Annotated in this window: 18 protein-coding genes; 9 read left to right on the forward strand and 9 right to left on the reverse strand. The window is 66.9% G+C overall.

Going from position 1 to position 24,502, the window contains the following annotated elements:
- Positions 1–149: 149 nt before the first annotated feature.
- The 5 genes from ACFVAV_RS08640 to ACFVAV_RS08660 all read right to left on the reverse strand — a co-directional run bounded on the left by ACFVAV_RS08640 (position 150) and on the right by ACFVAV_RS08660 (position 4,386).
- Positions 150–1,565 (reverse strand): cytochrome P450, encoded by a 1,416-nt coding sequence (locus ACFVAV_RS08640; protein ID WP_379032142.1) that lies wholly within the window; start codon positions 1,563–1,565, stop codon positions 150–152.
- A gap of 10 nt (positions 1,566–1,575) precedes the next feature.
- Positions 1,576–2,787 (reverse strand): MAB_1171c family putative transporter, encoded by a 1,212-nt coding sequence (locus tag ACFVAV_RS08645; protein WP_379032145.1) that lies wholly within the window; start codon positions 2,785–2,787, stop codon positions 1,576–1,578.
- Positions 2,771–3,277 (reverse strand): hypothetical protein, encoded by a 507-nt coding sequence (locus ACFVAV_RS08650; protein ID WP_379032148.1) that lies wholly within the window; start codon positions 3,275–3,277, stop codon positions 2,771–2,773. Before ACFVAV_RS08650 ends, ACFVAV_RS08645 begins: the two co-directional genes overlap by 17 nt.
- Before the next feature lie 27 nt (positions 3,278–3,304).
- Positions 3,305–3,628 (reverse strand): hypothetical protein, encoded by a 324-nt coding sequence (locus ACFVAV_RS08655; RefSeq protein WP_379032151.1) that lies wholly within the window; start codon positions 3,626–3,628, stop codon positions 3,305–3,307.
- Between the two features lie 98 nt (positions 3,629–3,726).
- Positions 3,727–4,386 carry a hypothetical protein gene (locus ACFVAV_RS08660; RefSeq protein WP_379032154.1) on the reverse strand — a complete coding sequence of 220 codons (660 nt, stop codon included), beginning with the start codon at positions 4,384–4,386 and terminating at the stop codon, positions 3,727–3,729.
- Positions 4,387–5,147: 761 nt separating this feature from the next.
- On the opposite strand from ACFVAV_RS08660, the gene ACFVAV_RS08665 reads away from it, so the two are divergent.
- Positions 5,148–5,588 carry an SMI1/KNR4 family protein gene (locus tag ACFVAV_RS08665; protein WP_379032157.1) on the forward strand — a complete coding sequence of 147 codons (441 nt, stop codon included), beginning with the start codon at positions 5,148–5,150 and terminating at the stop codon, positions 5,586–5,588.
- A 509-nt stretch (positions 5,589–6,097) separates the two neighbouring features.
- Here ACFVAV_RS08665 and ACFVAV_RS08670 read toward each other — a convergent pair.
- On the reverse strand, positions 6,098–6,754 hold the full coding sequence (locus tag ACFVAV_RS08670) for a TetR/AcrR family transcriptional regulator (RefSeq protein ID WP_379032160.1): 657 nt from the start codon (positions 6,752–6,754) through the stop codon (positions 6,098–6,100).
- 94 nt (positions 6,755–6,848) lie between these two features.
- Here ACFVAV_RS08670 and ACFVAV_RS08675 point away from each other — a divergent pair, with 94 nt between their 5' ends.
- The gene (locus ACFVAV_RS08675) at positions 6,849–8,519 is read left to right on the forward strand and encodes an FAD-binding dehydrogenase (protein ID WP_379032163.1); all 1,671 of its coding nucleotides are present in this window, start codon (positions 6,849–6,851) and stop codon (positions 8,517–8,519) included.
- An 82-nt stretch (positions 8,520–8,601) separates the two neighbouring features.
- Here ACFVAV_RS08675 and ACFVAV_RS08680 read toward each other — a convergent pair whose 3' ends face one another.
- Positions 8,602–9,987 (reverse strand): DUF1254 domain-containing protein, encoded by a 1,386-nt coding sequence (locus tag ACFVAV_RS08680; protein WP_379032166.1) that lies wholly within the window; start codon positions 9,985–9,987, stop codon positions 8,602–8,604.
- A gap of 233 nt (positions 9,988–10,220) precedes the next feature.
- On the opposite strand from ACFVAV_RS08680, the gene ACFVAV_RS08685 reads away from it, so the two are divergent.
- The gene (locus ACFVAV_RS08685; RefSeq protein WP_379032169.1) at positions 10,221–10,538 is read left to right on the forward strand and encodes a GYD domain-containing protein; all 318 of its coding nucleotides are present in this window, start codon (positions 10,221–10,223) and stop codon (positions 10,536–10,538) included.
- A 28-nt stretch (positions 10,539–10,566) separates the two neighbouring features.
- Here the strand turns inward: ACFVAV_RS08685 and ACFVAV_RS08690 are convergent, their stop codons facing one another.
- Positions 10,567–11,718 carry a serine hydrolase domain-containing protein gene (locus ACFVAV_RS08690; protein ID WP_379032172.1) on the reverse strand — a complete coding sequence of 384 codons (1,152 nt, stop codon included), beginning with the start codon at positions 11,716–11,718 and terminating at the stop codon, positions 10,567–10,569.
- A 223-nt stretch (positions 11,719–11,941) separates the two neighbouring features.
- Between ACFVAV_RS08690 and ACFVAV_RS08695 the strand changes: the two genes are divergently transcribed.
- From ACFVAV_RS08695 to ACFVAV_RS08710, 4 genes are all read left to right on the forward strand, one after another.
- On the forward strand, positions 11,942–13,420 hold the full coding sequence (locus ACFVAV_RS08695; RefSeq protein ID WP_379032175.1) for a glyceraldehyde-3-phosphate dehydrogenase: 1,479 nt from the start codon (positions 11,942–11,944) through the stop codon (positions 13,418–13,420).
- A 288-nt stretch (positions 13,421–13,708) separates the two neighbouring features.
- Complete coding sequence (locus ACFVAV_RS08700) at positions 13,709–15,061, forward strand: hypothetical protein (protein ID WP_379033545.1); 1,353 nt, start codon at positions 13,709–13,711, stop codon at positions 15,059–15,061.
- A gap of 80 nt (positions 15,062–15,141) precedes the next feature.
- A complete protein-coding gene (locus ACFVAV_RS08705; protein ID WP_379032178.1) occupies positions 15,142–16,386 on the forward strand; it encodes an AAA family ATPase in 1,245 nt (414 codons plus the stop codon).
- Positions 16,383–17,612 carry a VWA-like domain-containing protein gene (locus ACFVAV_RS08710; RefSeq protein WP_379032181.1) on the forward strand — a complete coding sequence of 410 codons (1,230 nt, stop codon included), beginning with the start codon at positions 16,383–16,385 and terminating at the stop codon, positions 17,610–17,612. The genes ACFVAV_RS08705 and ACFVAV_RS08710 overlap by 4 nt, the downstream gene beginning before the upstream one ends.
- A gap of 33 nt (positions 17,613–17,645) precedes the next feature.
- Here the strand turns inward: ACFVAV_RS08710 and ACFVAV_RS08715 are convergent, their stop codons facing one another.
- Complete coding sequence (locus ACFVAV_RS08715) at positions 17,646–19,436, reverse strand: ABC transporter ATP-binding protein (protein WP_379032183.1); 1,791 nt, start codon at positions 19,434–19,436, stop codon at positions 17,646–17,648.
- Positions 19,437–19,787: 351 nt separating this feature from the next.
- Between ACFVAV_RS08715 and ACFVAV_RS08720 the strand changes: the two genes are divergently transcribed.
- Positions 19,788–22,013: a SulP family inorganic anion transporter gene (locus ACFVAV_RS08720; RefSeq protein ID WP_379032186.1), complete on the forward strand. Its 2,226-nt coding sequence runs from the start codon at positions 19,788–19,790 to the stop codon at positions 22,011–22,013.
- A gap of 240 nt (positions 22,014–22,253) precedes the next feature.
- Positions 22,254–24,488, forward strand: coding sequence for a SulP family inorganic anion transporter (locus ACFVAV_RS08725; protein ID WP_379032188.1), 2,235 nt, complete (start codon positions 22,254–22,256; stop codon positions 24,486–24,488).
- Positions 24,489–24,502 lie beyond the last annotated feature (14 nt).

A 24,502-nucleotide genomic window follows, 5' to 3' on the forward strand; every position in this document is an offset into this window, starting at 1 on the left:
ACCAACCCCGTCAGCAGCCAAGCCAAGCACCAAACACCACGCACCGCAGTCAGAACCATCAAACGCCCTGACCGGCCGCTACCCGAACTTCGTTGGTTTCTGCGCGGTTACTACCGGTTCCCCGTGCGCTCCGGCCTCGGCGCTCGCAGCTACCGTCGGGGGGTGACTCGCAGCTTGAAGCCTCGCGGCTTGAGGGTGATCTGCTCGGCGATGTCGAGCGCGTAGTCGGGCTCGTGCTCGAAGTCGAACTGATGAAGGATGTAGGTCAGCGCGAGCATGATCTCGTGGTAGGCGAATTGGCGGCCGACGCAGGCGCGCAGCCCGGTGCCGAAGGGTTTGTAGATTCGACGGTTGTCGGTCTCGGCGAGGTTCGTCCTGAGCCAGCGGTCGGGCTCGAACTGGTCCGCGTCCTCGCCCCAAGCGCTCTTATCGCGATGGGCTTGCAACGTGAGGACGAATACCCAATCGCCGGGCTTGAAGTGGTAGCCGTCGCCGATAGTGACGTCGGTGATCGCCTCCCGGAAGTATCCCGGGGCCACGGGCCAGAGCCGGAGTGTCTCATCGACGACGCGACGGACCGAACGCAACTTGGCCACGTCCTCGAACGCGATCGTCGGCCGGTCGCGGCCGGGGAAACGTTCGTCGATCTCGGCGCGTACCTTCGCCGCTGCCTCCGGGTTTCGCGCGAGTTCGTAGAGCGCGAACGCCAGGGCTCCGGCGCTGGTCTCGTGGCCGGCGACCAGGAACGTGAAGATCTGATACCGGATGTTGGTGTCGGAGAGCCGCTCGCCGGTTTCGGGGTCCTCCACCGTGAGCATGCGATCGAGCAGGTCGCCGTGTTCACCGACGGTGCCGCTGGCTTTGCGGGCCGCAATCACCTCGTCGACGATCGCGTGTGTCGTGGCGATGTCGAGCTTGTGCTGAGCAGCTGCCCGGCGCCCGACGGTCTTCTCCAGGAAGGTAGGCAGATTGGCATAGCTGTTGATGTAGCGCAGCGAGCGCAGCATCGCGGCGACGAAGGGGTGAGGGGTGTCGCGGCCGAAGGACTCGAAGTCGTAGCCGCCGAAACCGGCTCGAGCGATGACCTCCAGAGTGAAACGGTTCATGTCTTCGGCGGTGTCAACCCACTGGCCGGCGCGATCGCTCCAGTAGTCCACCAGCTCGTCGGCTACTCCACACATCGTGTCGTGGTAGCTGCGCATCGACTGCGCGGTGAAACTCGGCGCGAGGATGTTATGCGCTCGGTGCCAGTTCGGCTCATGGTTGTAGGCCGTGAACAGGCCGTCACGAGCGATCGGCCGCAGCTTCTTGAACAGGACCCCGACGTGCTTGGTCCAGAACTTCTCGTCGTTGACCTCGTTGATCAGGTCGGTGCCCGAAACCACGACCATCGGCCAGTTCATGATCTTGCGCTCGAAGATCTCGCCGAGGTTCTGCGCGTCCCGCCACGACATCTGGACAGGCTTGACCGGATCGGTGGTCAGCAAGTCGCCGAACCACGGAAGCCGGAACTTCGGGTGGGGGAGAGCGCGGTGGGGCGCCGGGGCCGAGGTGGTGGTCACCATGGCGTAGCTCCTATCTGGCCACAGACAGATCGAGACGTCTGCAGTCATCGGTTGTAAGCATGCCGCGGGCGCGCGGCCATGCTGTGGCCAGCGCCAGCAGCTCCAAAAGCTCTGCAGTGAGGTCGTGGGTCCCTGGCTGGATTTCGGTGCGGAATGATGTGAGGCCGATCCGCGGTTCGCGGCCACCGGCTTTGGCGGCCATCGCCACCGCGATCCGCCGTGCGTTGTCCTGTGCAGCGCCGCTGCCGGGCCGAAGAGTCTCGCCGGCATCGGTGTAGCGCTCGAGGTCCAACAGGCTGTCGCGGATCTCCACGGTCATGCGATGCAGAAGAACCGCTGGGTCGATGTCGCTGCCTCGGCCCCGCGGCAGATCCAGCACGACCTCGGGTACTGCAGCGGTCAAATCCGCCCACAGGGGGTGCAGGCGTCGCCGGTACCGGCTGACGCGGTCCCAGCCCAGCCTCGTGATGAGAGTACTGACCAAGGGGACTACCGTGACGCCGACCAGGAAGACCGTCGCGGCCACGAACGTCGCTGCGTCTCTTCGCATCTCGGGATCGGAGATCGGCTGGTCGGTCAGGACGCAAGTGATCGCCTCGACCACGCTGAAAGTTATGTCGGCGCAGAGCCCGACGCCGGTGATCAAGATGACAGCGAAGACCGCGCGTTCGTAGACGGTGGTGTCCTCATGGCGCATCTCCCGGATGCAGATCCGGACGAGCAATATCATGGCGGCCGCGATGGGAAGGCAGTAGACGGTCAAGAAGACGACCGCCGGCCAGCCCAGAAGCTGATCGACGAGCAGGTTCGCTCGCCGCGCGGGTGTCCCGGCGATCATGAGGATCACGGTGCAGGCGACAACGAAGAGGTCGTATCTGCGCTGTCGTTTCCATGCTGTTGCAGGGTCGGCGCCGCCCCACAGTTTGGCGATCCCGTAGAGGCTGGACACGATCAGCAAGACCGGTCCATGCGACACCTGTCTAGCCAGATTCACGACGTTGTTGTCGTCTCCCGGCAGCATCCAGGCCAGGGCGTGTTCGACCCATGACTCGCGCAGCAGCATGCCGACCAGCGCGGCAGTGATCGCGCGGTTGATCAGCCGGTCCACCGTGGTCTCGTTCAGCAGCAGTGCGCGCCCGATCAGGGTCGCAAAGATGCCTACGATGATCGGCACGCTCAGATACAGCGGAATGTGGGAAGTCATCTCACCGGTGCCGAGCACGGAAGAGCGTCGAGCGGATCCGGCTCGGCGTCCGTTGGGGAAGCATGGCGTGGACCATCAAGAGGTCGGCGAAAGTCTCGGCGTCACGCTCGCGGTCGCTGCCGTAGTCCTGTCTCCGCAGTACGCTGCGGATACTTTCGGCTGTCAGGGACGGCATCAAGTCGTTCAACGGCAGAGCATCGGCAGCCTCGGTCGAGCCAGCCCCCGCCTGGTCGTGGCCGAGCAGCATGTGCCCGATCTCGTGGGCGATGATGTGGTAGGCGTGCGACTCGGTTGCGCCGCCGTACATGATCACGTCGTCGTGTTCGCGCGCGATCCACAATCCGCTGCCGGTTCCGCATCCGGTACCTGCCAGCGCTTGTGGATCGATCGGGCACAGCACGATCGGACGTCCGCGGGCTTCGGCGACGCGGTTGACGTACTCGGTCGGATCCCACGGGTAGGGGATCGGCGCCGTGCGCGTCAGTTCGTCGAATTTCTGTTGGTCCATCGTCACCCCCTGTCGGCCCTGGCCGACTTAACGCTTCTCGTCGATCTCTGCAAGATGGGCCAGCGCCGCGGCGAGCTGTCCGGCATCGACATTGGCACCTCGCAACGCGATGTGCTTGACACCGGCATCACGCGCGGCGGCCAGCAATCGTAGGTCCTGGTCGATACCGGCTACGACATGCGGCTCGGTGCCCAAGTAGATACCAGACACCGAGAAATGCTGCGCAATGCCGGAAAGCAGATCGGGGTCGGCGCTGCCGTCGTCGTGATCGCCCGCCCGAAGTCGGACGATCTCGATCTCCTCGACAGATCTGCCGATGAGGTGGCTGATGGACCGCGCGACGATGGTCACGGATTGTTCAGGTTCCGACCTCGAATGGAAGGTCCTGAACAGCTGGTTGACCCTTGCACTCAAGGGAGGCAGCAGTGGACTGTCACTCGGCATGCGTGTCACCTCCTCTGCTGCTTGGCCCGACGCTCGAACTTCTGCCGCAAGTCCGCAGAGAGATTCTCGGCGTACCTACCGCCGGCGAGGTATCGCCGATATAGCCGATCCTCAGCGTTCGGGTCGTCGCTCGCAACGGGAGCCGACAGCGCCTCCCCGAGAACAACCTCCAGTCCTGCGTGGAGAGTTCCCTGAGATCGGTTGCGCGCCATCATATCTGAGACCCATTGCCCGACAATCAGGTTGACCTCGTAATCGAGGCGCTCGGCGAGTCCGCGTAAGCTGCCAAGTTCGGGATCACCATCGAGGGCAGTGTGGAAATCGGCTTGGATCTCCATCAACCCCGAGACCCGTTCGAGCGGAACCTCGATTGTCCCGCCGGTCAGCCTGAGCGGCTCACCGCCTCGACGCTCATCCTCCAGCCCGACCGGTGTGGCCGCATACCAGTAGGCGCCCGCCGCCGAGCCGGGCACCCATCGCAGGGACGTGTCAAGGCGGTTGAAGGTCGTCTTCTTGGGGCTGGTGATCTCCCCGGCCTCGATCTTGACCATCGTCGGCTTCGACGGCCCACCAGCATCGGCCACATCGGCGAAGGACATGTTGAGCTTCTTCTCGCGGCGGTCTCGGACGAACCCCGCGAGGATCTCGGCATGTCCTCCTGGCATGGAGCACATCGTAGCGATAGTTGACCGATTTTTCTCCTATATCTCACTGTTTGTGCGCGCCACCAAAGGTTCTTTGTTTATTTTAACCGAAATTTCTTGCCGGTAGTCGTTGCTGTGACTAGGCTCGGCGGTGTCGCCTCCGGGCTGAGATCGAAGGTCGAAGAGAGACAACAAGAGTCGAACGTTCGGGGGCGAGATACCGAGGAGACGGAACAGAGTCAGCCGGTCTGGTCCGCGCCGATGTGCGCGACAGGCCCGACCCATTGCGTGTCTGAGGACCGGGCCACGCGAGTCGTGGTGCGCGGGCAGGCCGTGGACGCAGGAGGGGGGCGTCCACGGCCTGCCGCACGGGATGTCGACACGGTTCATCGGCGAGTGGGCGGCTACGAGCATCGGCCTCCGCCTGGGACCTGCTCGACCGATCGCAGGTCGCGGCCGGCCCGCCGGGAGAGAGAACTGAGTACTGATGCCACCGCCCCGGCCGAATCCGGTATTCGGCATGTACATCCGGCTGATGCGGACGCGTCACAAGGTGATCCAGGGCAAGACCGGGCTCGGCCACTGATGTGACTCACAGCAGTGGATGGCGGTGTTCTCGCACCGTCAGATGGCGCCGATGAGGCCGAACGTGGGCTCTGTGGCCTGTATTTGAACGTCCCGTAATGCCGATGAGCGTGCAGCTGGACGGCTCCCACTGCGATGCGAGGTTGAGGCCGTAGGAGCCATCATGACTGTGTTCGCCTCGTGGCAGGATCTGGCATATGTGGAAGGACCTGATCGGAGGACTCTATGCGGATGCCGAATTCGCACCACCGGCCTCCGACACCGAGATCGATCAGATCGAGGGGCAACTCGGCCAGCCGGTGCCGAACGAATTGCGGGATCTGCTGCGGCGCACGAACGGTGTGCAGGCCGAGTGGGGGTCCGGGCTGGTGTGGTCAGTGCAGGAGATCATCGATCAGAACATCGAGTTCCGGCGCAACGCCGAATTCGCCGAGCTGTACATGTACTTCGACCAGCTGATGTTCTTTGGCGACAACGGCGGTGGTGACCAGTTTTGCTACGTCCGGCTGCCACCTGGACATAACACCGGGGTGCATGTGTGGGATCACGAGTCCGATGACCGCAAGTGGGTCGCCGGTTCGTTGACCGACTACCTGCAACTGCGGGCAGGCGCTGAGGGCGACGACTGGTATAAGTGACCGCGTCATCGTTCCGCACAATGACCGCCCGCGAAACATCCTCAATTGCCGCATGGCGCGCGGCATCGTGGATCAGAAACGATCGTTTACGAACGCCTCCTTAGCGGGATCGCCGACCGGCCGGCCTCGCGCACGATGCGGTCAATGCTGCGCTCCGACAGCCGGGTCGGCCGCGTGGAGCCAATGAACAGCGCTCGCGGACATCGGTCGGCTTCCGTTTGCTGATCTGCGCGACGACGAACCGGCACCGCTATGGTGCGACGTGGTCGCGAGGTGGGCTCGTCGGCGTGCAATATACGTGCAATAGCGCAGCCCAATCCTGCCCATGGATGTATATGGCTGCTATTGCCGGGTGGCGCACGATCGCCCAGGTAGGAGCCTTTCTTTCGAGGTAGTGGCCGGTTTCGGTGTCCATGCTTTGGCGGGTTCGAAACCAGCTGGGACCACCAAGAAACAGCAGGTCATCGCTATCGTCGCGATGACCTGCTTTTTTGTATGTCGAGACACCTCTACGCCCGTCCGGCCACTCCGAGCTGGCGTATCAACCGGGCCAACCATGCTCGGGCTGCCGGCTGATCGTTGTCGAGCAACAGTTGCACGGTGACGCCGTCGTAGGCGGCAATGACCGCGCGCGCTGCCTCGCCGATCGAGCCCAATTCCGCGGGCAGTCTGAACTGGCTCTCGGCGAGCTTGTCTTCGAGGGCTGATCGCAACTGGGCACGATGGGTGATCAGCCGCGCCGCGGTCTCCGGCCTGCGTGCGGCGTGGGTGAGGAAGTCGGTCTTCACCAGCAGCCAGTCGCGATCGAGCAGCAGTGTCGCCGAGAGCCGGTCGACGAACGATTCGAGGTCCGTCGGGTCCGCGACGGCGTCGAGCGCGGCTCGCACCTGCTCGTTGATCAGCGTGGCGCGCTGGTCGTAGAGGACGAAGAACAGCTCTTCGAGACTGTCGAACTGGGAGTAGAACGCTCCGCGCGTGTATCCGGCCGCGCCGCAGACATCGTCGATGCGCACCGCGCCGAAACCCTTCTCGGCGAACACGCGGAACGCGGCATCGAGCAGACGCGCCCTGGTCTCCGCGCGGCGCCGCGTGATGCGCGGCGCTTTGCCGGCGCTCCCGGCGGCAGACGCAGGCGACGCGGATTCGGTCGAGCGGGGCGAGTTCACCCGAGCAGGATACCTGGCAGAATCGGATGCATTATTGTATCGGATGCAGGATTGAATTCTCTGGTGTGTTCAGTGGGAAGTGGAGGTCGTCCGGATGGATGCCGATGTCATCGTGGTGGGCGCAGGCCTGGCCGGGCTTGTCGCAACCCATGAGCTGACCCGCCGTGGCAAGCGCGTGCTCGTTGTCGATCAGGAGAACTCCGCCAACCTCGGTGGCCAGGCCTTCTGGTCCTTCGGCGGGCTATTCCTGGTCGACAGTCCCGAGCAGCGCCGCCTCGGCGTCCGGGACTCGCTCGAGCTGGCATGGAACGACTGGTCGGGCAGCGCGGGTTTCGACCGGCTCGACGACGAGGATGTGTGGGCGGCGAAATGGGCGCGCGCGTACGTCGAGTTCGCGGCCGGTGAGAAGCGCTCGTACCTGCACGAACTGGGACTCCGGTTCCTGCCCTCGGTGGGCTGGGCCGAGCGCGGTGACCTGCGTGCCGACGGACACGGCAACTCGGTGCCCCGATTCCACGTCACCTGGGGCACGGGAACCGGTGTCGTTGCGCCGTTCACCGAGTCGGCGCTGCGGGCCGCGGACACGGGGCTGGTGACCTTCCGGCACCGGCATCGCGTCGACGAGCTGGTCTTCACCGACGGTGCGGTCACCGGCGTGCGCGGCGCGGTCCTGGCCGACGACGGCGCCGAACGAGGCGCGCCGTCCAACCGTGACGTGCTGGGTGAGTTCGAATTGTCCGCCGGCGCGGTAGTTCTCGCCACGGGTGGGATCGGCGGCAACCATGACATCGTGCGCAGGCACTGGCCCGCGCGGATGGGCACGCCACCGGCGACCATGATCACCGGCGTCCCCGCCTACGTCGACGGCCGCATGCTCGACATCGCCGCCGACGCGGGCGTCCGGCTGGTCAACCGCGACCGCATGTGGCACTACACCGAGGGCATCCAGAACTGGGCCCCGATCTGGCCCGGCCACGCCATCCGCATCCTGCCCGGCCCCTCCTCGATGTGGTTCGACGCCCTCGGCCGGCGCCTGCCCGAGCCGTATCTTCCCGGCTACGACACCCTCGGCACCCTGCGCTACCTGCGCACCACCCCCGAACTTGCTCCGCACGACCACTCCTGGTTCGTCACCACCCAGCGCATCATCGCCAAGGAGTTCGCCCTCTCCGGTTCCGAGCAGAACCCCGACATCACCGCGAAGAACCGGAAGGCGATCGTGACCGAGCGCGTCTTCGGCAAACACGCACCGGGCCCGGTCGAAGCGTTCAAGCGGCACGGCGCCGACTTCGTGGTCGCCGACACGATCGAGGACCTCGTGGCGAAGATGAACACCCTGACCGACGAGCCCCTGCTCACCCCGGACCGCCTCCGCGCGCAGATTCGGTCCCGAGATCTCCAGGTGGACAACGCTGTCAGCAAGGACGCCCAGATCCAGGGCATCCACAACTCCCGCCGCTACCTCGGTGACAAGTTGATGCGGACCGCCGCACCCCATCGCATCCTCGATCCCGCGGCGGGTCCGCTGATCGGCGTCAAGCTGCATGTGCTGACCCGCAAAACCCTCGGCGGTATCCAAACCGACCTCGGCTCGCGCGCTCTCGGCGCCGACGGCAACGTCATCGCCGGGCTGTATGCCGCGGGTGAAGCGGCGGGCTTCGGCGGCGGCGGAGTGCACGGATACAACGCACTCGAGGGCACCTTCCTCGGCGGGTGCATCTACTCCGGTCGCGCCGCCGGTCGTGCGATCGCCGACATCCTCTGAGCGGCGCCTCCGCCGGATGCAGCGATGCCGCCGAAACGGTCCTGCCGAATAGCACGGCGCATCACGGCGAGCCTGGATGAGGTCAGCCGTGGCGGTGGAAGTCCGGTAGCTGCCAGGTGCCGTCGAAGGCTGGGCCGGTGGGACCGTAGATGCGGAAGTAGGTGAACCAGCCTGTGCCCGGGGTGGTTTGGACCCAGCGATCGATCGGGGTGTTCGGTGGTGGGGTCGGCCCGAAGAAGAGAGTGAGGGGGACGGTGGTGTCGATGTCGGCGAGTTCGTACAGGGAACGCAGGGCGGCCCGGTTCTGTGGTGCTCTCAGTTCGCTGCGGGTGCGCGCGTCGTAGGCGGTGACCGACCAGAACAGACGCGCCGGGACCGGCTGCGGCACGGTGAGGCTGTAGTAGCCCGCGCCGTCGAGGTAGGCGCCCGCGGAATCGCGCAGGCCGAGCCAGTACAGCGATCCCGCGCCGGGTTCGCGGGCGAACATGGCGGGGGATTCGATCTGGGCTTGGTAGAACCATTTCTCCCGCGCGTACAGGTCGGTGTAGCCGTCGGCGTCGAAGGTGCCGTTCTCCGGGCGCAGCACAGCCCACTCCCACCGGCTGTCCGGCCACACGATCCGGTCCGGGCGGCGGTCGGCGAACGACTGCACGCACAGGTGCAGGTGACCGCGCCGTGCCGCATCGGTGAGGATGGCCGTCATCCGCCGGTCGGGGTAGAACGGGGCGTCGCGCACGATGCCGAGGGCAGCGAGTTCCCCGTACTGGTAGCGGTAGGCGGGATTGGGTGGTTCGGTCTGCAGAATCTCGTGCAGGACCCGCCAGTACTCGAGGTTGTCCTCCCAGCGCACGGGCGAGAAGTCCAGGCCCTGCTGCACCGACAGGTCGACCCAGTCCACCGGATTCGACTCGGCATCGGCGCCCAGCGGATATACCTTGACCTGCCGCATCAGCGCGATCGCGGCGTCGACGTCGGTGCCGTGGGGCAGTGCGCGCACGAGTACCAGGACCCGGTTGGTCGTGGCGGCACCCGGGAAATATCCCTCGGGGACCGGACCGGCGTAGCCGGGTGGCAGCAGCAGGTGCTTACCGCCGTCGGCGCCGGCCGGGCCGGGCAGGCCCAGGTCGAGGACCCAGAGCTGGTTGAGGTCGTTGGCCGTGCCCATGAGGGTGCCGGGCGGTATCTCCACGACCATCGGCCCGGCGGACAGGTCGACGGTGAGCCCGGAGTACGGGGTGTCGGAGTTGGCCGTGAACACGTACTGGTCCGGGGTGCCGACCAGCAGTGCCATCACGGTGTTCGGCACTGCTCCCGCGGTGAGATTTCCGCGCCAGGTCGCTTCCAGCGAGACGGTGGGATAGAAGAACCGATACATCGCCAATGCCCGGTTGTAGTCGAGTTCGTCGTAGGCGCGACGCACAGCCTCGCTGTCCGGGAAACCCCAGCGGATGTCCTGCGGTGCAGTCACGGTCGACCTCTCCATCGACAGGTTCGGCTCATCCCGGTCACGCTAGGTGGCCGGAATGCCGGCCTGCCTCACCTGAAACGGGTGAACTGCGCGTCTGCCCGGCTCGTCAGATATCACCGCAGTTGCATTGGCGCAACATTGCGACGACAGCGTTCGTGCCGGGCAAATTCGGGGGCGGTCAGACCCTAGGCTCAGTCTCGCCGAGATCGTCCCAGCTGAGGAGGTTGCTAGGTATGCCCAAGTACATGTGGCGGGTCAGCTATCTTCAGGAAGGGGCACATGGCCTCCTCGCACAGGGCGGCAGTGCGCGCCAGGCGGCGATCACGGAGATGGTCGAGAGCGTGGGTGGCCAGGTGGAAGCCTGCTATTTCGCGTTCGGGGAGGATGATCTGTTCGTCATCGGCGATGTCCCGGACGATGTCTCCGCCGCGGCGCTCGCGATTCGTACTGCGGCCGCCGGTGCTGCCGTTTCCCACACTGTCGGGTTGCTGACGCCTGCGCAGATCGACGAGGCCGTAGCGTTGGACGTCACCTATCGGCCGCCGGCGTAGCTCCTCGGCCGCCCGCCGTGCCCGGATGTCATCGACGGCTCGGCGTCGCCTGATTGCCCAGCGCGCACAGTGCCTTGTCGACGAGCACGGTCGGCTCGAATCGGGCGGCGTCGGATAGGCGTGGCATCTGGTTGAAGCTGATCGTCACGGCGCTGGTCGCGGTCGCGGCGACGAGCACCGAGAAACCGTAGATGGCGCCGTTGTGGCCCCACACCTCCAGTCCGCAGCTGGTCGTCCGCCGAAACAGTCCGAGCCCGACACCGCTGATTCCCGGGAGGTGGACGGCAATGGTCTTGGTCATCTCGGCGAACTCCGCTGCCGGTACCAGCCGGTCGGAGAGCAGCGCGGTGAAGAACCGATTCAGATCACGGCCACTCGACACCATGGCTCCATCCGGCAGTCCCCAGTTGGGGTCGATATCGGTGATGTCTACGCGCCCGTCGCCGAAGTAGTGGTAGGCCCTCGGGTGCGGTCCGCGAATCGTTTGTTCCGTCGGGTAGTCCGGCCAGTAGGTATCCGTGAGGCCGAGCGGGCGGATCACCCGCCGGGTGACTTCGTCCGCGATCGACGCGCCGGTGATGCGCTCGACGACCTGCCCGAGCAGCAGGTAGTTGGTATTCGAATAGCGGAATTCCGCACCCGGTTCGAACAGCGCCGGCTGGGCCAGCGCGATATCGATCAACTCGTGGACGGGGCGTGATCGCTGCAGATCCGCCTCGGAGCTCAGTCCGAGCAACGGCAGATAGTCAGGTATGCCGCTGGTATGGCTGAGCAATTGGCGCAGGGTGATCCGGTTTCCGTCACCACCGGGACCTGTCACCATGCCTGGCAGATAGTGCTCCACCGCGACGTCGAGTGCTGCGCGGCCTTCGCTGACCAGTTGCATGACGACGGCGGCGACGAAGGCTTTGGTATTGCTGGCTATCCGCACGCGCGCCGCATCCGGGAACGGTGTCTCGGCGGCGAGATCACCGAACCCGCCATCGAGCTGGATCTCGTGGTCGCCGTCGGTCGCCACCAATTGCGCGCCGGGCACGTTGCCGTCCCGGAGGAGCTGGTTCAGATCGGACTCGAGCTCGACGCGGGGAAACTGCACAGGTGGCGGCGCACAGGACACCACGAACGCCGACATCACGAGCACGGTGGAGGTTGCCACTGACAGCGCTGCGGTGAATCGCATGGTCCACCTCTCCGTGAACGCCCCCACCGGTCGCGGTGACATCGCGTCGGTACACCGCGCTGCTGGCGCCCATCCTAGTGCTCGTGATGAACCTGGACCGCTACGACCTGTACACCTGACGAACGTGGTCCACACCTCACTGGTGGGGAGCCGGTCTCGGTGATATCGCGGCCGTCTTTAGCATCGATGGTGACTACCTATCGAGGAAACCTGAGGACGTGTGTTGACCACCGAACAACTTGACCGCTGGAATGCTCAGGAAGCCGCTGCCGAGGCGATGATCCCGATCATCGGCACGCTGTACCGCGGGAAGGGTGTGACCATCCTGCTGCACAGCCGGTCGCTGGTGAACAAGTCGGTGATCAGCATCCTGCGGACGCACCGTTTCGCCAGGCAGATCGCCGGTGAGGAACTGTCCGTCGACGAGACCCTGCCTTTCCTGCAGGTGCTCAGCGAGCTGGATCTGGGGCCGTGCAAGATCGACCTGGGTCAGCTGGTGATGACCTATCGCGCCGATGATCGCGGACTGTCGATCCCGGAGTTCACCGCGGCGGTGCTGGCCGAGGTGATCGGCGGCAACAAGGCCGAGCCGCAGGGCCCGCGCGATGTCGTCCTCTACGGCTTCGGCCGCATCGGGCGCCTGGTCACCCGGCTGCTCATCGAGAAGGCGGGATCCGGCAACGGGCTGCGACTGCGCGCCGTGGTGGTGCGCAAGGGCGGCGACGACGATCTGGCCAAGCGTGCCTCGCTGCTGCGCCGGGATTCGGTGCACGGCCACTTCAACGGCACCATCAAGGTCGACACGGACAACAACACGCTCACCGCGAACGGTAACGTCATCAAGTTCATCTACAGCGATGACCCGACGACGATCGACTACACCGAGTACGGCATCGACAACGCGATCCTGATCGACAACACCGGTCGCTGGCGTGACCGCGACGGCCTGTCCCAGCACCTGCGCCCCGGCATCGCGAAGGTCCTGCTCACCGCGCCGGGCAAGGGCGACGTCCCGAACATCGTGCACGGCGTCAACCACCGCGGCCTGGACCTGACGCAGCAGATCTTCTCCTGCGCCTCGTGCACGACCAATGCGATCGTGCCGCCGCTCAAGGCCATGGACGACGAATTCGGCATCGTGCGCGGGCACGTGGAGACGGTGCACTCGTTCACCAACGACCAGAACCTGCTGGACAACTACCACAAGGCCGACCGCCGTGGCCGGTCCGCGCCGTTCAACATGGTGCTCACCGAGACCGGCGCCGCGTCCGCCGTGGCTAAGGCGATGCCGGACTTCAAGGCCAAGATCACCGGCAACTCGATCCGCGTGCCCACGCCCGACGTCTCGGTCGCGATCTTGAACCTGCAGCTCGAGCAGGAGACGACGAAGGAGGACGTGCTCGCCTACCTGCGTCAGGTCTCGCTGGCGGGGCCGTTGAGCCGCAACCTCGACTACACCGCCGCCAACGACGTGGTCTCCAGCGACTTCATCGGGTCGCGCGCGGCGTCGATCATCGACGCCAACGCCACGATCGTCGAGGGTGACACCGCGATTCTCTACGTCTGGTACGACAACGAGTTCGGCTACTCGTGCCAGGTGGTGCGGACGGTGCAGTACATCTCGGGCATCGAGTACCCGACCTACCCGCAGGTCGGCGCCCAGTCCGACGCGCGCGAGCTGGCCGCCGCGGACGCGGGGTAATCAGCACCGCGACACCCGAGCGAGGTGGCGCCCGACCTCTGGTCAGGCGCCACCCGCTGTCGTCAGCCGAACGTCAATGCTTGTCGGGTAGTTGATCATTGTGCATACTGGGCACATGACATCTCGTCGAAAGGGCGTTCTGCGCCCGGGCCGTTGAGCCCCACGCCGGTCATCGAACCGGCTTCCCTCCCGCTCGATCGCGGGGAATTTCCGCAGTATCCCCTGGCACAGGACGATTCCCGTCTTTCCTTCTGGCTGCGCGTGCGCGAGTTCGCGGTGCCGCCCGCCATGATCGACGCCGCGACCACGCGGCGCCATGCCGGAGACTGGGCCGGGGCCTGCGCCGCCGCTCATGTCGACGTCGATATCGATCTGCGGTCGCTGGCGCGCACGCACGGCCGGGAACTCGCCGCCCGCGTGCGCTCCGATCTGCGCCATCTGGCACCGGATCTGTTGCGCTGGCATCTGCCCAGAGTCGCGCCGGACGGATTGCTCCGGCCGGGGCTGACGACAGCGTTGGCTCGCTACGATCCCGAAGACGCCGGAATCCCTTGCGGTAGTACAGGTTCCGTGCACTTGGTGGTCCGCACCCCACCGGCCTGGGCGGAGGCAGGTCAGCGGATCAGTCTCGCGTTGTGGGACGGATCCAAACCGGGTTCCGGTCCGAGCATGCACCCCCATCCCCGGCCCAACCGGCGTTTCCGGCTCGACCTGCACCGTCACCTGTGGGACGCGCGCAGGACGGGCGAGCTGCGGATGCGTTCGGGTGCAATGCAGTTCGCCGCGCACAGTGACCGCAACAGCGCCACTGCCACCAACCTGTGGGCTGTGGACCCCGGGCTTCTCGCACTGGTGCCACAGGATTGTGCTGTCGACCGATGGGCGGCCGAGGCGGCGATTCTGCTGCGCGCCGAGAAGGCCAGGGGCGGTCTGGTTCTGGTGCGCTTCGGGGCGCGGCACCGGGTGGTTCTCGGGGCGGATACAGACGGGGGCGAAACGCTGCCGTTGCGGATCACCGGGAAATACCCGCGCGGCGGTGTGTCCGCACTGCCCGTTCTTCCTGACGCGGCGACCTGGGTGCTTCCCGACCTGGCGTTGCTCCGCGCGGGTGCGATCACGGCCGACCAGCTCCATCCACTGGTCGCCTCGGCGCTCGACCCGGCCTGGTCGGCGACGGACGCCACCCCGATGACCGGTGCGGCAGGTCGGCAGCGGTTCGTGGAGTGCAGGGGAGAGCGCCACCGAATCGGGTTGGTGGACGGTGTGCTCGTCGCGCTGGATCATGACCCGGCCGAGATCCGGCGGGAGGAATTGCTGGTCGCCCTGACCGGCACGCCGCTGCCCTGCCTCCAGGCCATCGACCGGACGCATCGTCGTCCGGACGGGCTCGCCGGCGTGCGGGAACGGCTGGATCACGGCGATATCGCCGGCGCGCTGACCGTTGTCGAGGACATGCTCGGTGCCGACGCGCAGCTGCGCGACGGTCCGCTCCGGGACGCGCTGGAGGCCGTCGCACATCGGCGGATCACCTATGGCCTGTTCCGGGCCGGACTGCCCGCGCCCGGCCACGGTCGTTGTCAACCTGCCAGGCGCGCCCGCCGCGAACACGGCGTGCACCCACGCCACGCGACCACGATCTGACGAGCACGGCGGCGCCTGCACGGCGACACTCGCGATTCTCGCATCCATCGAATTCTTCTGAACCCAAAGGTGATTCACGCATGTCTGTTCACACCCTCCGCGCTCCGCTTCCGGCTCCAGCCGCCGGCTCCCAGCTCGACGTCGCAGGCGAACTGCTGTCCCTGCTGAGCGAGGTGGCCACCGAGCCGCGTCCCGATACTCGGCTGGAGGCGCTGACGCTGGCCGTCGCCGCCGACCTGCCGGTACTCCTGTGGGGCGAGCCGGGGATCGGCAAGACCGCCGCCCTGACCCAGCTCGCCGAATCGCTGGACCTGCCGCTGACCACGGTGATCGCGAGTGTGCATGAGCCGTCGGACTTCTCGGGCCTGCCCATCATCGGCGACGACCCCGCGGCTCACGGCGTCCCGATGGCACCGCCGGACTGGGCCGTGAAACTCGCCCGCACCGGTCGCGGACTGCTGTTCCTCGACGAACTGTCGACCGCTCCGCCCGCCGTGCAGGCCGCCCTGCTGCGCGTGGTCCTCGAGCGCAGGATCGGCGCGCTGCAACTGCCACCTGGTGTCCGCATCGTCGCCGCCGCCAACCCGCGCTCTTCGGCAGCCGACGGCTGGGAACTGAGCCCACCGCTGGCGAACCGTTTCGTGCACCTGCAGTGGACCCATGATCACGATGTCGTTGTCCGTGGTCTCGGCGGAACATGGCCGCGCGCGACGCTGCCCCGGCTCGCACCCGAAAAGCTGCCGGAGGCAGTGGCTTTCGCCCGGCGCGCGGTGTGCGGGCTGCTCGCGGCCCGGCCGAAACTGGTGCATCAGATGCCTACCAGTGAAACCCGCCGGGGCGGTGCCTGGCCGTCGCCGCGCAGCTGGGAGATGACCCTGCGGCTGATCGCCTTCGCGACCGCGGCCGACGCCGGTCGCGATGTCGTGTCGATGCTGGTCCGGGGCACCGTCGGCGACGGCGCCGGCTTCGAACTGCTGACCAGCATCGACCGGATGGATCTACCCGACCCCGAGCTGCTGCTCGCCGATCCGGACGCCGCCGAGCTGCCCGAGCGGGGAGATCTGCGCCAGGCCGTGCTCGACGCCGTGGTGGCCGCCGTTCGCAAGCGCCCGGCGAAGTCCCGCTGGGACGCTGCGTGGGAACTCCTGGTCAAAGCGGTGGAAACCGGAGCCCCGGATCTGGTGGTCGTTCCCGCGACCACCCTCGCCACCTTGCGGCGGGACAACTGGGAGGTGCCGGCATCGATCGAACAGCTGGCCGGCATGGTCTCGGTGTCCCAGCGCGCCGATCGCGCCGCGGCCCGGGTCGCCGGGGCTCGCCGATGACAGCGGAGATCGTCGGGCTGGACCTCGACAAGCTGTATGCCGCTCGGCTGCACGCGGTCTCGGCCCGGCCGTACCTGGCGTCCGCCCTGTACGCGCTGCATATCGTCGAGTCGCGACGGGTACCGACGATGGGGGTGGACAGGCACTGGCGGTGCTATGTGTCGCCCGCGTTCGTGCTTCGCACACCGGTGGAAGAACTGGCTTCGGCGCTGGTGCACGAGGTATCGCACCTGCTGCGTGACCATCACGGCCGCAGTGACCGATTCGCTCGCCAGCACGACTTGACCGGGCCGGGGGAGCGCCTGCGGATGAACATCGCCGCGGATGCCGAAATCAACGACGACGCGTTCGGCGACGGGCTGGTCCCGCTCCGCTGGGCGGTCATGCCGGCGACCTTGGGGCTGCCCGAGGGCAAACTCATGGAGGAATATCTGCGCGAGTTCCGTCTCGAGCGCCTTCCCCAGGACATGGCCTGGCTTGATTGCGGAAGCGGCGCAGACGGACTGGACCGCGAGTGGGAACTGGGGCCAGACGGTGCGGACGGGCTGAGCGAACAGGAACAAGACGCGGTCCGGTTCCGGGTGGCGCAGGGCATTGTCGGGCGACCGGGGGACACACCTCAGACGTGGCGGCGCTGGGCGGAAGAGGCATTGCACCCGCCGCAGCCGTGGCGCGCTCTGCTGGGAGCGGCGCTGCGCTCGGCCGCGTCCGCTCCCGGCGTCGGCGAGGACTACACCTACCGGCGACCCGCACGGCGCTCGGCGGCGCTGCCCGGCGTCGTGTTGCCGAGTCTGCGGCGCTCCCCGCCGCACGTCAGCGTGGTCATCGATACCTCGGGATCGGTCAGCGATGTCGAACTGGGCAGTGCGCTGCTGGAAGTGGCTGCCATCATCCGCGCGGTGGGCGGTCGCCGCGACCTGATCACCGTGTTCTCGTGCGACGCCGCGGCATACATCGCCGATCCGCTGTGCCGTGCCGAGGGGATGTCGCTGATGGGCGGTGGCGGTACCGATCTGCGCACCGGTTTCGCCAAGGCCCTGCGCACCTCACCCCGCCCGGACGTGCTCGTGGCACTGACCGACGGTCAGACACCGTGGCCGGCCGAACGCCCGTCCTGCCGGACCGTGGTCGGCCTGTTCCGGCGCGAGCACTCCTGGCGCCGAGACGATCCGGACTACGTTCCGGACACCCCACCGACCTGGGCGCGGGTGGTCGACATCGGGTGAGGCCCGATGCCGCCCACCCGCGATCCTGGGCATTCACACCTTCGCACCGACCAGCTGCCGGTAGTCGCCGTTTCGGGCAATCAATTCGTCGTGTGGGCCACTGTCGAGTATTTGTCCGTCTTTGAGGAACACGACGGTATCGGCTTCGCGGATCGTGGACAGGCGATGGGCAATGACCAACAGCGCGCACTCCTTTCGCACCGCCTGGATGGTCACGTTCAATGCCTTCTCGGTCTCGGCATCCAGCATCGCCGTCGGCTCATCCAGCAGCATCAGCACGGGACGCCGAATCAACGCCCGTGCCAGCGCTACTCGTTGCCGCTCGCCGCCCGAGAGGAGAACGCCATGCTCACCCACGGGGGTGTCGAGGCCACGAGGCAGTCCGGCGACAAGATCTGCCAGACCGGCCAGTTCTATCGCGCGCTGCAGGTCATCCTCGGCGAGGCCCGGCTGCCGATATGTCACATTGTCTCGAAGACTCCCGAACAACAGTGGCGCGTTCTGTTCCAGCAGGCTGATTTCCGAGCGCCACGCCCGGCGAGGCCGATCGGTGTACGACCGTCCGGCCAGCAGAATGTCGCCGTCGTTCGGATTGTAGAATCGGCTCACCAAGGAGAACACCGTGGACTTTCCGGCACCCGAATGCCCGACCAACGCGACATGCCCGCGTGGTGGCACCGAAAAAGTTACTCCGTTGAGAATTTCCCGCTCGTCGTACGAGAAATGAACATTGCGGAACTCGAGTGCGAATTGTTTATTTTCGGCCGACTTGTGAAATGTTGTTCCCGGTGAATTATCGGCTGGTTCGATGATGTTTTGCCGGACGTCGTCGATGTCTTCGGAAGGCAATTCGAGCGTTGATTCGATCCGGCTGAGCGCACCCAGGGCTTGCTGCAGCCCGACCGATCCATTGAAGAGGTCGCTGACCGGGATCAGCACATTCATCGCGAGCAGCATCATCGAGACAAGACCGCTCAACTCCATCTGACCGTTTGCGACCCGAACGCCGCCGACCAGCAGGGAAACGACGAACGAACCGGTCACCGCCAGGTGCATTGCCGGATTTCCCAGTGCTTTCAATCTGGCGGTGCGCATGCCGGCGGAGAACGCTGCACCGGCCAACTCGGTCAGGTGCTCATGCTCGCGGTCCTCGGCATTGTTCACTTTGACCGTGCGAACTCCGGTCAGCGCTCGTTCGATGTCCGCAGAAAGTGCGCCGACACTCTCTTGCAACTGTGCCGACGCTTTCTCGATTCTCGTCATGACCAGCAACATCGCACCTGCGGCAACAGTAACGGTGACGATGACGATCGAGAACAGTAGCCAATCGATATAGATCATCACCGCGATGGTTCCCACGAGGGTGATCGCCCCGGTCGATATCTGCACGAGGCTGGAACCGGCGGCATTCCGGACCACCGTCGAATCCAGCGTCACGCGGGAAATCAGGTCCCCGACCCTGAGTGACTCGAGTGTGGGAATTCGCAACCTCAGCAGATGCCCGGCCAAGCGACTGCGCACGGACAAGAGCACGAACTCGCCCGACCGCTCGAGAATGTAGTGTCCGCCGGTATCGGTGACGGCATACAAGAGGTAGGCCCCCACCAGCGCGGCAAGGGACCATGCGATGGTCTCACCCGAAACCGCGTCACGAACCACCTGTCCGGCCAGCAGCGGTTGCACCAGTGACAATCCGGTACCGACGAGCAGAAGTGCTGTTGCCCCCAACAAGGAATTCCGATGTGGTGCAACCAATCTGAGCAAGGCCCCGACTCTGCGTAGCCACGAACCGCTGTGCGGAGCGCCACCGTTGTCAGCCGACATCTTCACCCCCGTTCGCCTGCCGGCCGACCCGGGGACCGCGGCGACACCAGTATGGACAACCCGGAGAGGGCGAGGCCGGCGAGGGGGAGTGGCGGTAGGTGGCCTGGTGGAGCCGCGCCGGGCGCGACGTATTGCGTGTGGCGCACGTCACAGTTGAGTCGCGATTCGTCCCATTCGCCTCGAGGGCTTTCCCTACGCTTGGGTAGTTCTTTACTATTGGCCCGACCCTGTGTCTCGGGTCGGTTCTCTTCGAGCAGTGCCGCACTTCCGCCGTTCGCTCGCAGCTCAGCATCAATTGCCAGTGCATGTTCGACCGATGAACCGGGCGCCCATCCGCCCCGGCGAAGGAGAATGATGACCGACAATGATCCTGGTCCCACCGCGGCGGCGGCGCGCCCGCTGTCGTGCGCTTCGCTGAAACTTGTTCTCCAGCATGATCTTCCGGCATCGGTCGTCGTGTTTCTGGTCGCGTTGCCGTTGTCGCTGGGTGTGGCGCTCGCCTCCGGCGCACCGGTCGTCGCCGGGCTCATCGCCGCGGCCGTCGGCGGTGTGATCGCCGGGCTGCTCGGCGGTTCGGCGGTGCAGGTCAGTGGGCCGACCGCCAGTCTCGCCGTCGTCGTCGCGGGTGCCGTCCACCAATTCGGCTGGGCCGCCATGTGTTTCATCACCGTCGGGGCGGGGTTACTACAGATCCTGTTCGGGCTCAGCCGGATTGCGCGCGCTGCGCTGGGTATCGCGCCGGTGGTGGTGCACGCCATGCTCGCCGGCATCGGCGTGATCATCGCCCTGCAGCAGGTGCACGTGCTTCTCGGCGGGGCCACGGTGAGCTCGCCGTGGGCGAGTATCGCCGCACTCCCGCAGCAGGTGATGTCGGTGCGGAAGGGTGATCTGTTCGTCGGATTGCTCGTGATCGCCGTGCTGATCGGGTGGCAGTACCTGCCGCGCCGGGTGCGGGTGGTTCCCGGCCCGCTGGTCGCGGTGGTCGTGGCGACGGTGGTCTCGCTGGTGCTGCCGTTGACGGTGGAACGGGTGCGCCTGGACGGCTCGCTCCTCGACGGCATCGGTCTGCCCGCGCTGCCGCACGGCGGCTGGCTGCCGATCGCGCTCACCATGCTCACCGTCGCGCTCATCGCCAGTGTGGAGACCCTGCTCTCGGCTGTCGCGGTCGACAAGATGCGACCCGATCAGCGCACCGACTTCGACCGGGAACTCCTCGGCCAGGGCGCGGCCAACATGGCCTCGGGCGCGCTGGGCGGCCTGCCGATCGCGGCGGTCATCGTGCGCAGCATCACCAATGCCAACGCCGGGGCCCGCAGCAGGGCCGCCACCGTCATGCACGGCTGCTGGGTGCTGGTGTTCGCGATCGCGCTCGTCGGCCTGGTCCGGCAGATCCCGACGGCGGCGCTGGCCGGGCTGCTGGTGCTGATCGGGGTGCAGCTGGTGAAGCTGGCGCACATCAGGCGCGCCCGCCGCACCGGCGACATCTACGTCTACCTCGTCACCGTGTTCGCGGTGGTCTCGCTGAACCTGTTGCAGGGCATGGTGATCGGCCTGATCGCCTCGTTCGCGTTGCTGCTGTGGCGGGTCGTGAAATTCACCATCGCCGCGGCGCCGCGCACCGACGGAACCTGGCTGGTTCGCATCGGCGGCACCTGCACCTTCCTGGCCGCACCCCGGCTCACGACCGAACTGGCGAAGGTGCCCGCGGGCGTGGACGTGACGGTCGAACTGAGCGTCGACTTCCTCGACCACGCCGCGTGCGAGCTGCTCTCGGAATGGGCGGACGCACGCGAATCCGGCGGCAGCGCAGTCGACTTCGTCGAACTCGGCACCGCGAGGATGGCCCGCGCCCACGACGGACCACCCGAACACGGGCACGCGCGCAAAGCGGTCGACGAGGCCATCCGGCCGTGGCGGCGCAGCGGCGGCGTCGACCCGATCGCCGCGGGCATCGCGGCCTACCACCGCGGGCACGCGCATCTGATGCGCCCGCATCTGGCCGGGCTGCGGCACCGGCCCGACGCCGACACCTTCTTCCTCACCTGCGCCGACGCCCGCATCGTGCCCAACGTCATCACCAACAGCGGCCCCGGCGACCTGTTCACCGTCCGCAATGTCGGCAATCTGGTGCCGGTCGGCGGCAGCGACGTCTCGGTGGAGGCGGCGCTGATCTACGCGCTCGACAAGCTCGACGTGCGCTCGGTGGTGGTGTGCGGACACAGTGGTTGCGGCGCGATGGAAGCGCTCTACGGGCAGGTGCAGGCCGGTCCGGGACTCGACGACTGGCTGGCCAACGCCCAGCCGACGCTGGCGGCGTTCCACGGCGGCCATCCCGTCGCCGAGGCGGCCCGGCTGGCCGGCTTCGGCCCGATCGACCAGCTGGGCATGGTGAACGTGGCCCGGCAGGTGCAGACGCTGATCGACTACCCGGCGGTGCGCAGCGGCATCGTGGAGCGGGGCGTCGCGGTGTCGGGGCTGTTCTTCGACCTGGCGACCGCGCGGGTGATCGAGGTCACCGTCGACGGGATCGCCGAATTCGACGACACCCGAAGCCATGTCGCGGCCGAACCGGTGTGAGGCGGGTTTGCTGTGGGTCACACCACAGCGGGCCTGCGCTGATGGCGACACCCACTCTTCTTGCGGCACACTGGTTTTGCCAAGTCTTTACCAATACGGTGGTGGCACATTAACCCGGTTCGCCGTCGACCCGGGGTCTCCCGTGCTTCATCGCAGGCAGCTACTGCACGGTCTGCCGACCGTCCACGACACGTTGATCATCCATCGACCACGGCCGCGCCGAGTCGACGAAGGAGAACCATGTCTGTTGCGAACGACCTAGCCCCTCCCGCCACACCGGCGTCGCCGACGCCCGGACCCGCGCCGTCCTACTGGCGCGACACAGTATTGCGCCACGATCTGCCCGCCTCGATCGTGGTGTTCCTCGTCGCCCTGCCGCTCTCGCTCGGCATCGCGGTCGCCTCGGGCGCTCCGGTCGCGGCGGGCCTCGTCGCCGCCGTGATCGGCGGTATCGTCGCCGGCCTGTTCGGTGGATCGGTGCTGCAGGTCAGCGGCCCCGCGGCGGGCCTGACCGTCGTCGTCGCCGAATCCATCGCGCAATTCGGCTGGCGTGTCACCTGCTTCATCGTCGTCGGCGCCGGCCTGGTGCAGATCCTGTTCGGTCTGAGCCGGATCGCGCGCGCCGCGCTGGCGGTGGCTCCCGTGGTGGTGCACGCGATGCTCGCGGGCATCGGTATCACCATCGCGCTGCAGCAGGTCCACGTGCTGCTCGGCGGCTCCTCGCACAGCACCGCCTGGCGCAACCTGATCGAGCTGCCCGGACAGCTGATGTCGCTGCACGGCGGTGACGCGCTCGTCGGCGCCCTCGTGATCGCGGTGATGCTCGGCTGGAAACACATACCGCCGAAGCTGCGCGCGGTGCCGGGACCGCTGGTCGCCGTCGTCGCGGCCACCCTGCTCTCGCTCGTCCTGCCGGCCGAGGTCGAGCGCATCGTGCTCAGCGGCTCGCTCTTCGACGCGCTGCAACTGCCCGAACTGCCGTCGGGGAACTGGTCGGCGGTCGCGATGATGGTGCTCACCATCGCGCTCATCGCGAGCGTGGAAAGCCTGCTGTCGGCCGTCGCCGTGGACAAGATGCACACCGGCCCGCGGACCGGGTTCGACCGCGAACTGATCGGTCAGGGCTCGGCGAACGTGCTGTCCGGCCTGGTCGGCGGCCTGCCGATCACCGGCGTGATCGTGCGCAGCGCGACGAATGTGCAGGCGGGCGCGCGCAGCAGGGCCTCGGCGGTCATGCACGGCTGCTGGATCCTGCTGTTCTCGGTGGCGCTGGTCGGCCTGGTCGAGCAGATCCCGAAGGCGGCGCTGGCCGGCCTGCTCATCGTCATCGGCATCCAGCTGGTGAAGCTGGCCCACATCCGGCTGGCGCGGCGCACCGGCGACCTGCTGGTGTACCTGGTCACCGTGCTCGGCGTGGTGTTCCTGAACCTGCTCGAAGGTGTGATCCTCGGGCTCGGGCTGGCTTTCGGCCTGCTGCTGTGGCGGGTCGTGCGCGTCCAGGTGTCGGCGGTGCCGATGCCCGACGGTGCGCGCTGGCTGGTCCGGATCGACGGCTCGTGCACCTTCCTCGCCCTGCCGAAGCTGTCGGCCGAGCTCGCGAAGGTGCCCGCGGGCGCCGATGTCACCGTGGAGATGACGGTCGACTTCCTCGACCACGCCGCCTTCGAGGCCATCGAATCCTGGCAGCATCAGCAGGAAAGCGGCGGTGGCCGGGTCGATTTCGTGGAGATCGGCAGCGCCAAGATGGCCGACACCACCGGCGCTCCGCCCGCTCGCGGCTTCGGGCGCGCGACCTGGGACGAGTTGCTCGGCCCGTGGCGGCACCAGAAGTCCGGCAGCGACGCGCTGAACGCGGGCGTCGCGGCCTTCCATCGCAGCCACGCCCATGTCGTGCGCCCGCACCTGGACGAGCTGCGCGACCGGCAGGACCCGGATTCGTTCTTCCTGACCTGCTCGGACTCGCGGATCGTGCCCAATGTGATCACCTCGAGCGGCCCCGGTGACCTGTTCACCGTCCGCAATGTGGGCAATCTGGTGCCGACCAGCGGCGACGACTCCGTCGAGGCGGCGCTGGTGTTCGCGCTCGAGGAGCTTGCGGTGCGCTCGGTCGTGGTCTGCGGGCACTCCGCCTGCGGCGCGATGAAGGCGGTGTACTCCGGGGCCGACGCCGACGGCGGGCTGAGCTCCTGGCTGCGGCACGCCGAGCCCAGCCTGCACCGGTTCCGGGCGGACCATCCGGTCGCGCGGGCGGCGCGGGCGGCCGGGTTCGACGAGACCGACCAGCTGAGCATGGTCAACGTCGCCGTGCAGCTCGAGACGCTGCATCGCCATCCGGCGGTGCGCCGCGCGGTGGCCGAGCGCGGGGTCGAGGTGTCGGGGCTGTTCTTCGACATCGCGGGCGCGCGGGTGATCGAGGTGACCGTCGAGGGCGTGCGCACCATCACCGACCGCGACGAGGTCCCCGTGACGGTGTGAGCGGGGCGTCGGCA

The sequence above is a fragment of the Nocardia sp. NPDC057663 genome (genome assembly GCF_042799895.1).
In the GTDB taxonomy this organism is placed as follows: Bacteria; Actinomycetota; Actinomycetes; order Mycobacteriales; family Mycobacteriaceae; genus Nocardia.

Coding starts and splice junctions, on each gene's coding strand:
- ACFVAV_RS08715 (WP_379032183.1), bottom strand. CDS start 19,436: ATGTCGGCTGACAACGGTGGCGCTCCGCACAGCGGTTCGTGGCTACGC.
- ACFVAV_RS08705 (WP_379032178.1), top strand. CDS start 15,142: ATGTCTGTTCACACCCTCCGCGCTCCGCTTCCGGCTCCAGCCGCCGGC.
- ACFVAV_RS08710 (WP_379032181.1), top strand. CDS start 16,383: ATGACAGCGGAGATCGTCGGGCTGGACCTCGACAAGCTGTATGCCGCT.
- ACFVAV_RS08685 (WP_379032169.1), top strand. CDS start 10,221: ATGCCCAAGTACATGTGGCGGGTCAGCTATCTTCAGGAAGGGGCACAT.
- ACFVAV_RS08690 (WP_379032172.1), bottom strand. CDS start 11,718: ATGCGATTCACCGCAGCGCTGTCAGTGGCAACCTCCACCGTGCTCGTG.
- ACFVAV_RS08660 (WP_379032154.1), bottom strand. CDS start 4,386: ATGCCAGGAGGACATGCCGAGATCCTCGCGGGGTTCGTCCGAGACCGC.
- ACFVAV_RS08720 (WP_379032186.1), top strand. CDS start 19,788: ATGATGACCGACAATGATCCTGGTCCCACCGCGGCGGCGGCGCGCCCG.
- ACFVAV_RS08675 (WP_379032163.1), top strand. CDS start 6,849: ATGGATGCCGATGTCATCGTGGTGGGCGCAGGCCTGGCCGGGCTTGTC.
- ACFVAV_RS08725 (WP_379032188.1), top strand. CDS start 22,254: ATGTCTGTTGCGAACGACCTAGCCCCTCCCGCCACACCGGCGTCGCCG.
- ACFVAV_RS08640 (WP_379032142.1), bottom strand. CDS start 1,565: ATGGTGACCACCACCTCGGCCCCGGCGCCCCACCGCGCTCTCCCCCAC.
- ACFVAV_RS08650 (WP_379032148.1), bottom strand. CDS start 3,277: ATGGACCAACAGAAATTCGACGAACTGACGCGCACGGCGCCGATCCCC.
- ACFVAV_RS08700 (WP_379033545.1), top strand. CDS start 13,709: ATGATCGACGCCGCGACCACGCGGCGCCATGCCGGAGACTGGGCCGGG.
- ACFVAV_RS08665 (WP_379032157.1), top strand. CDS start 5,148: ATGTGGAAGGACCTGATCGGAGGACTCTATGCGGATGCCGAATTCGCA.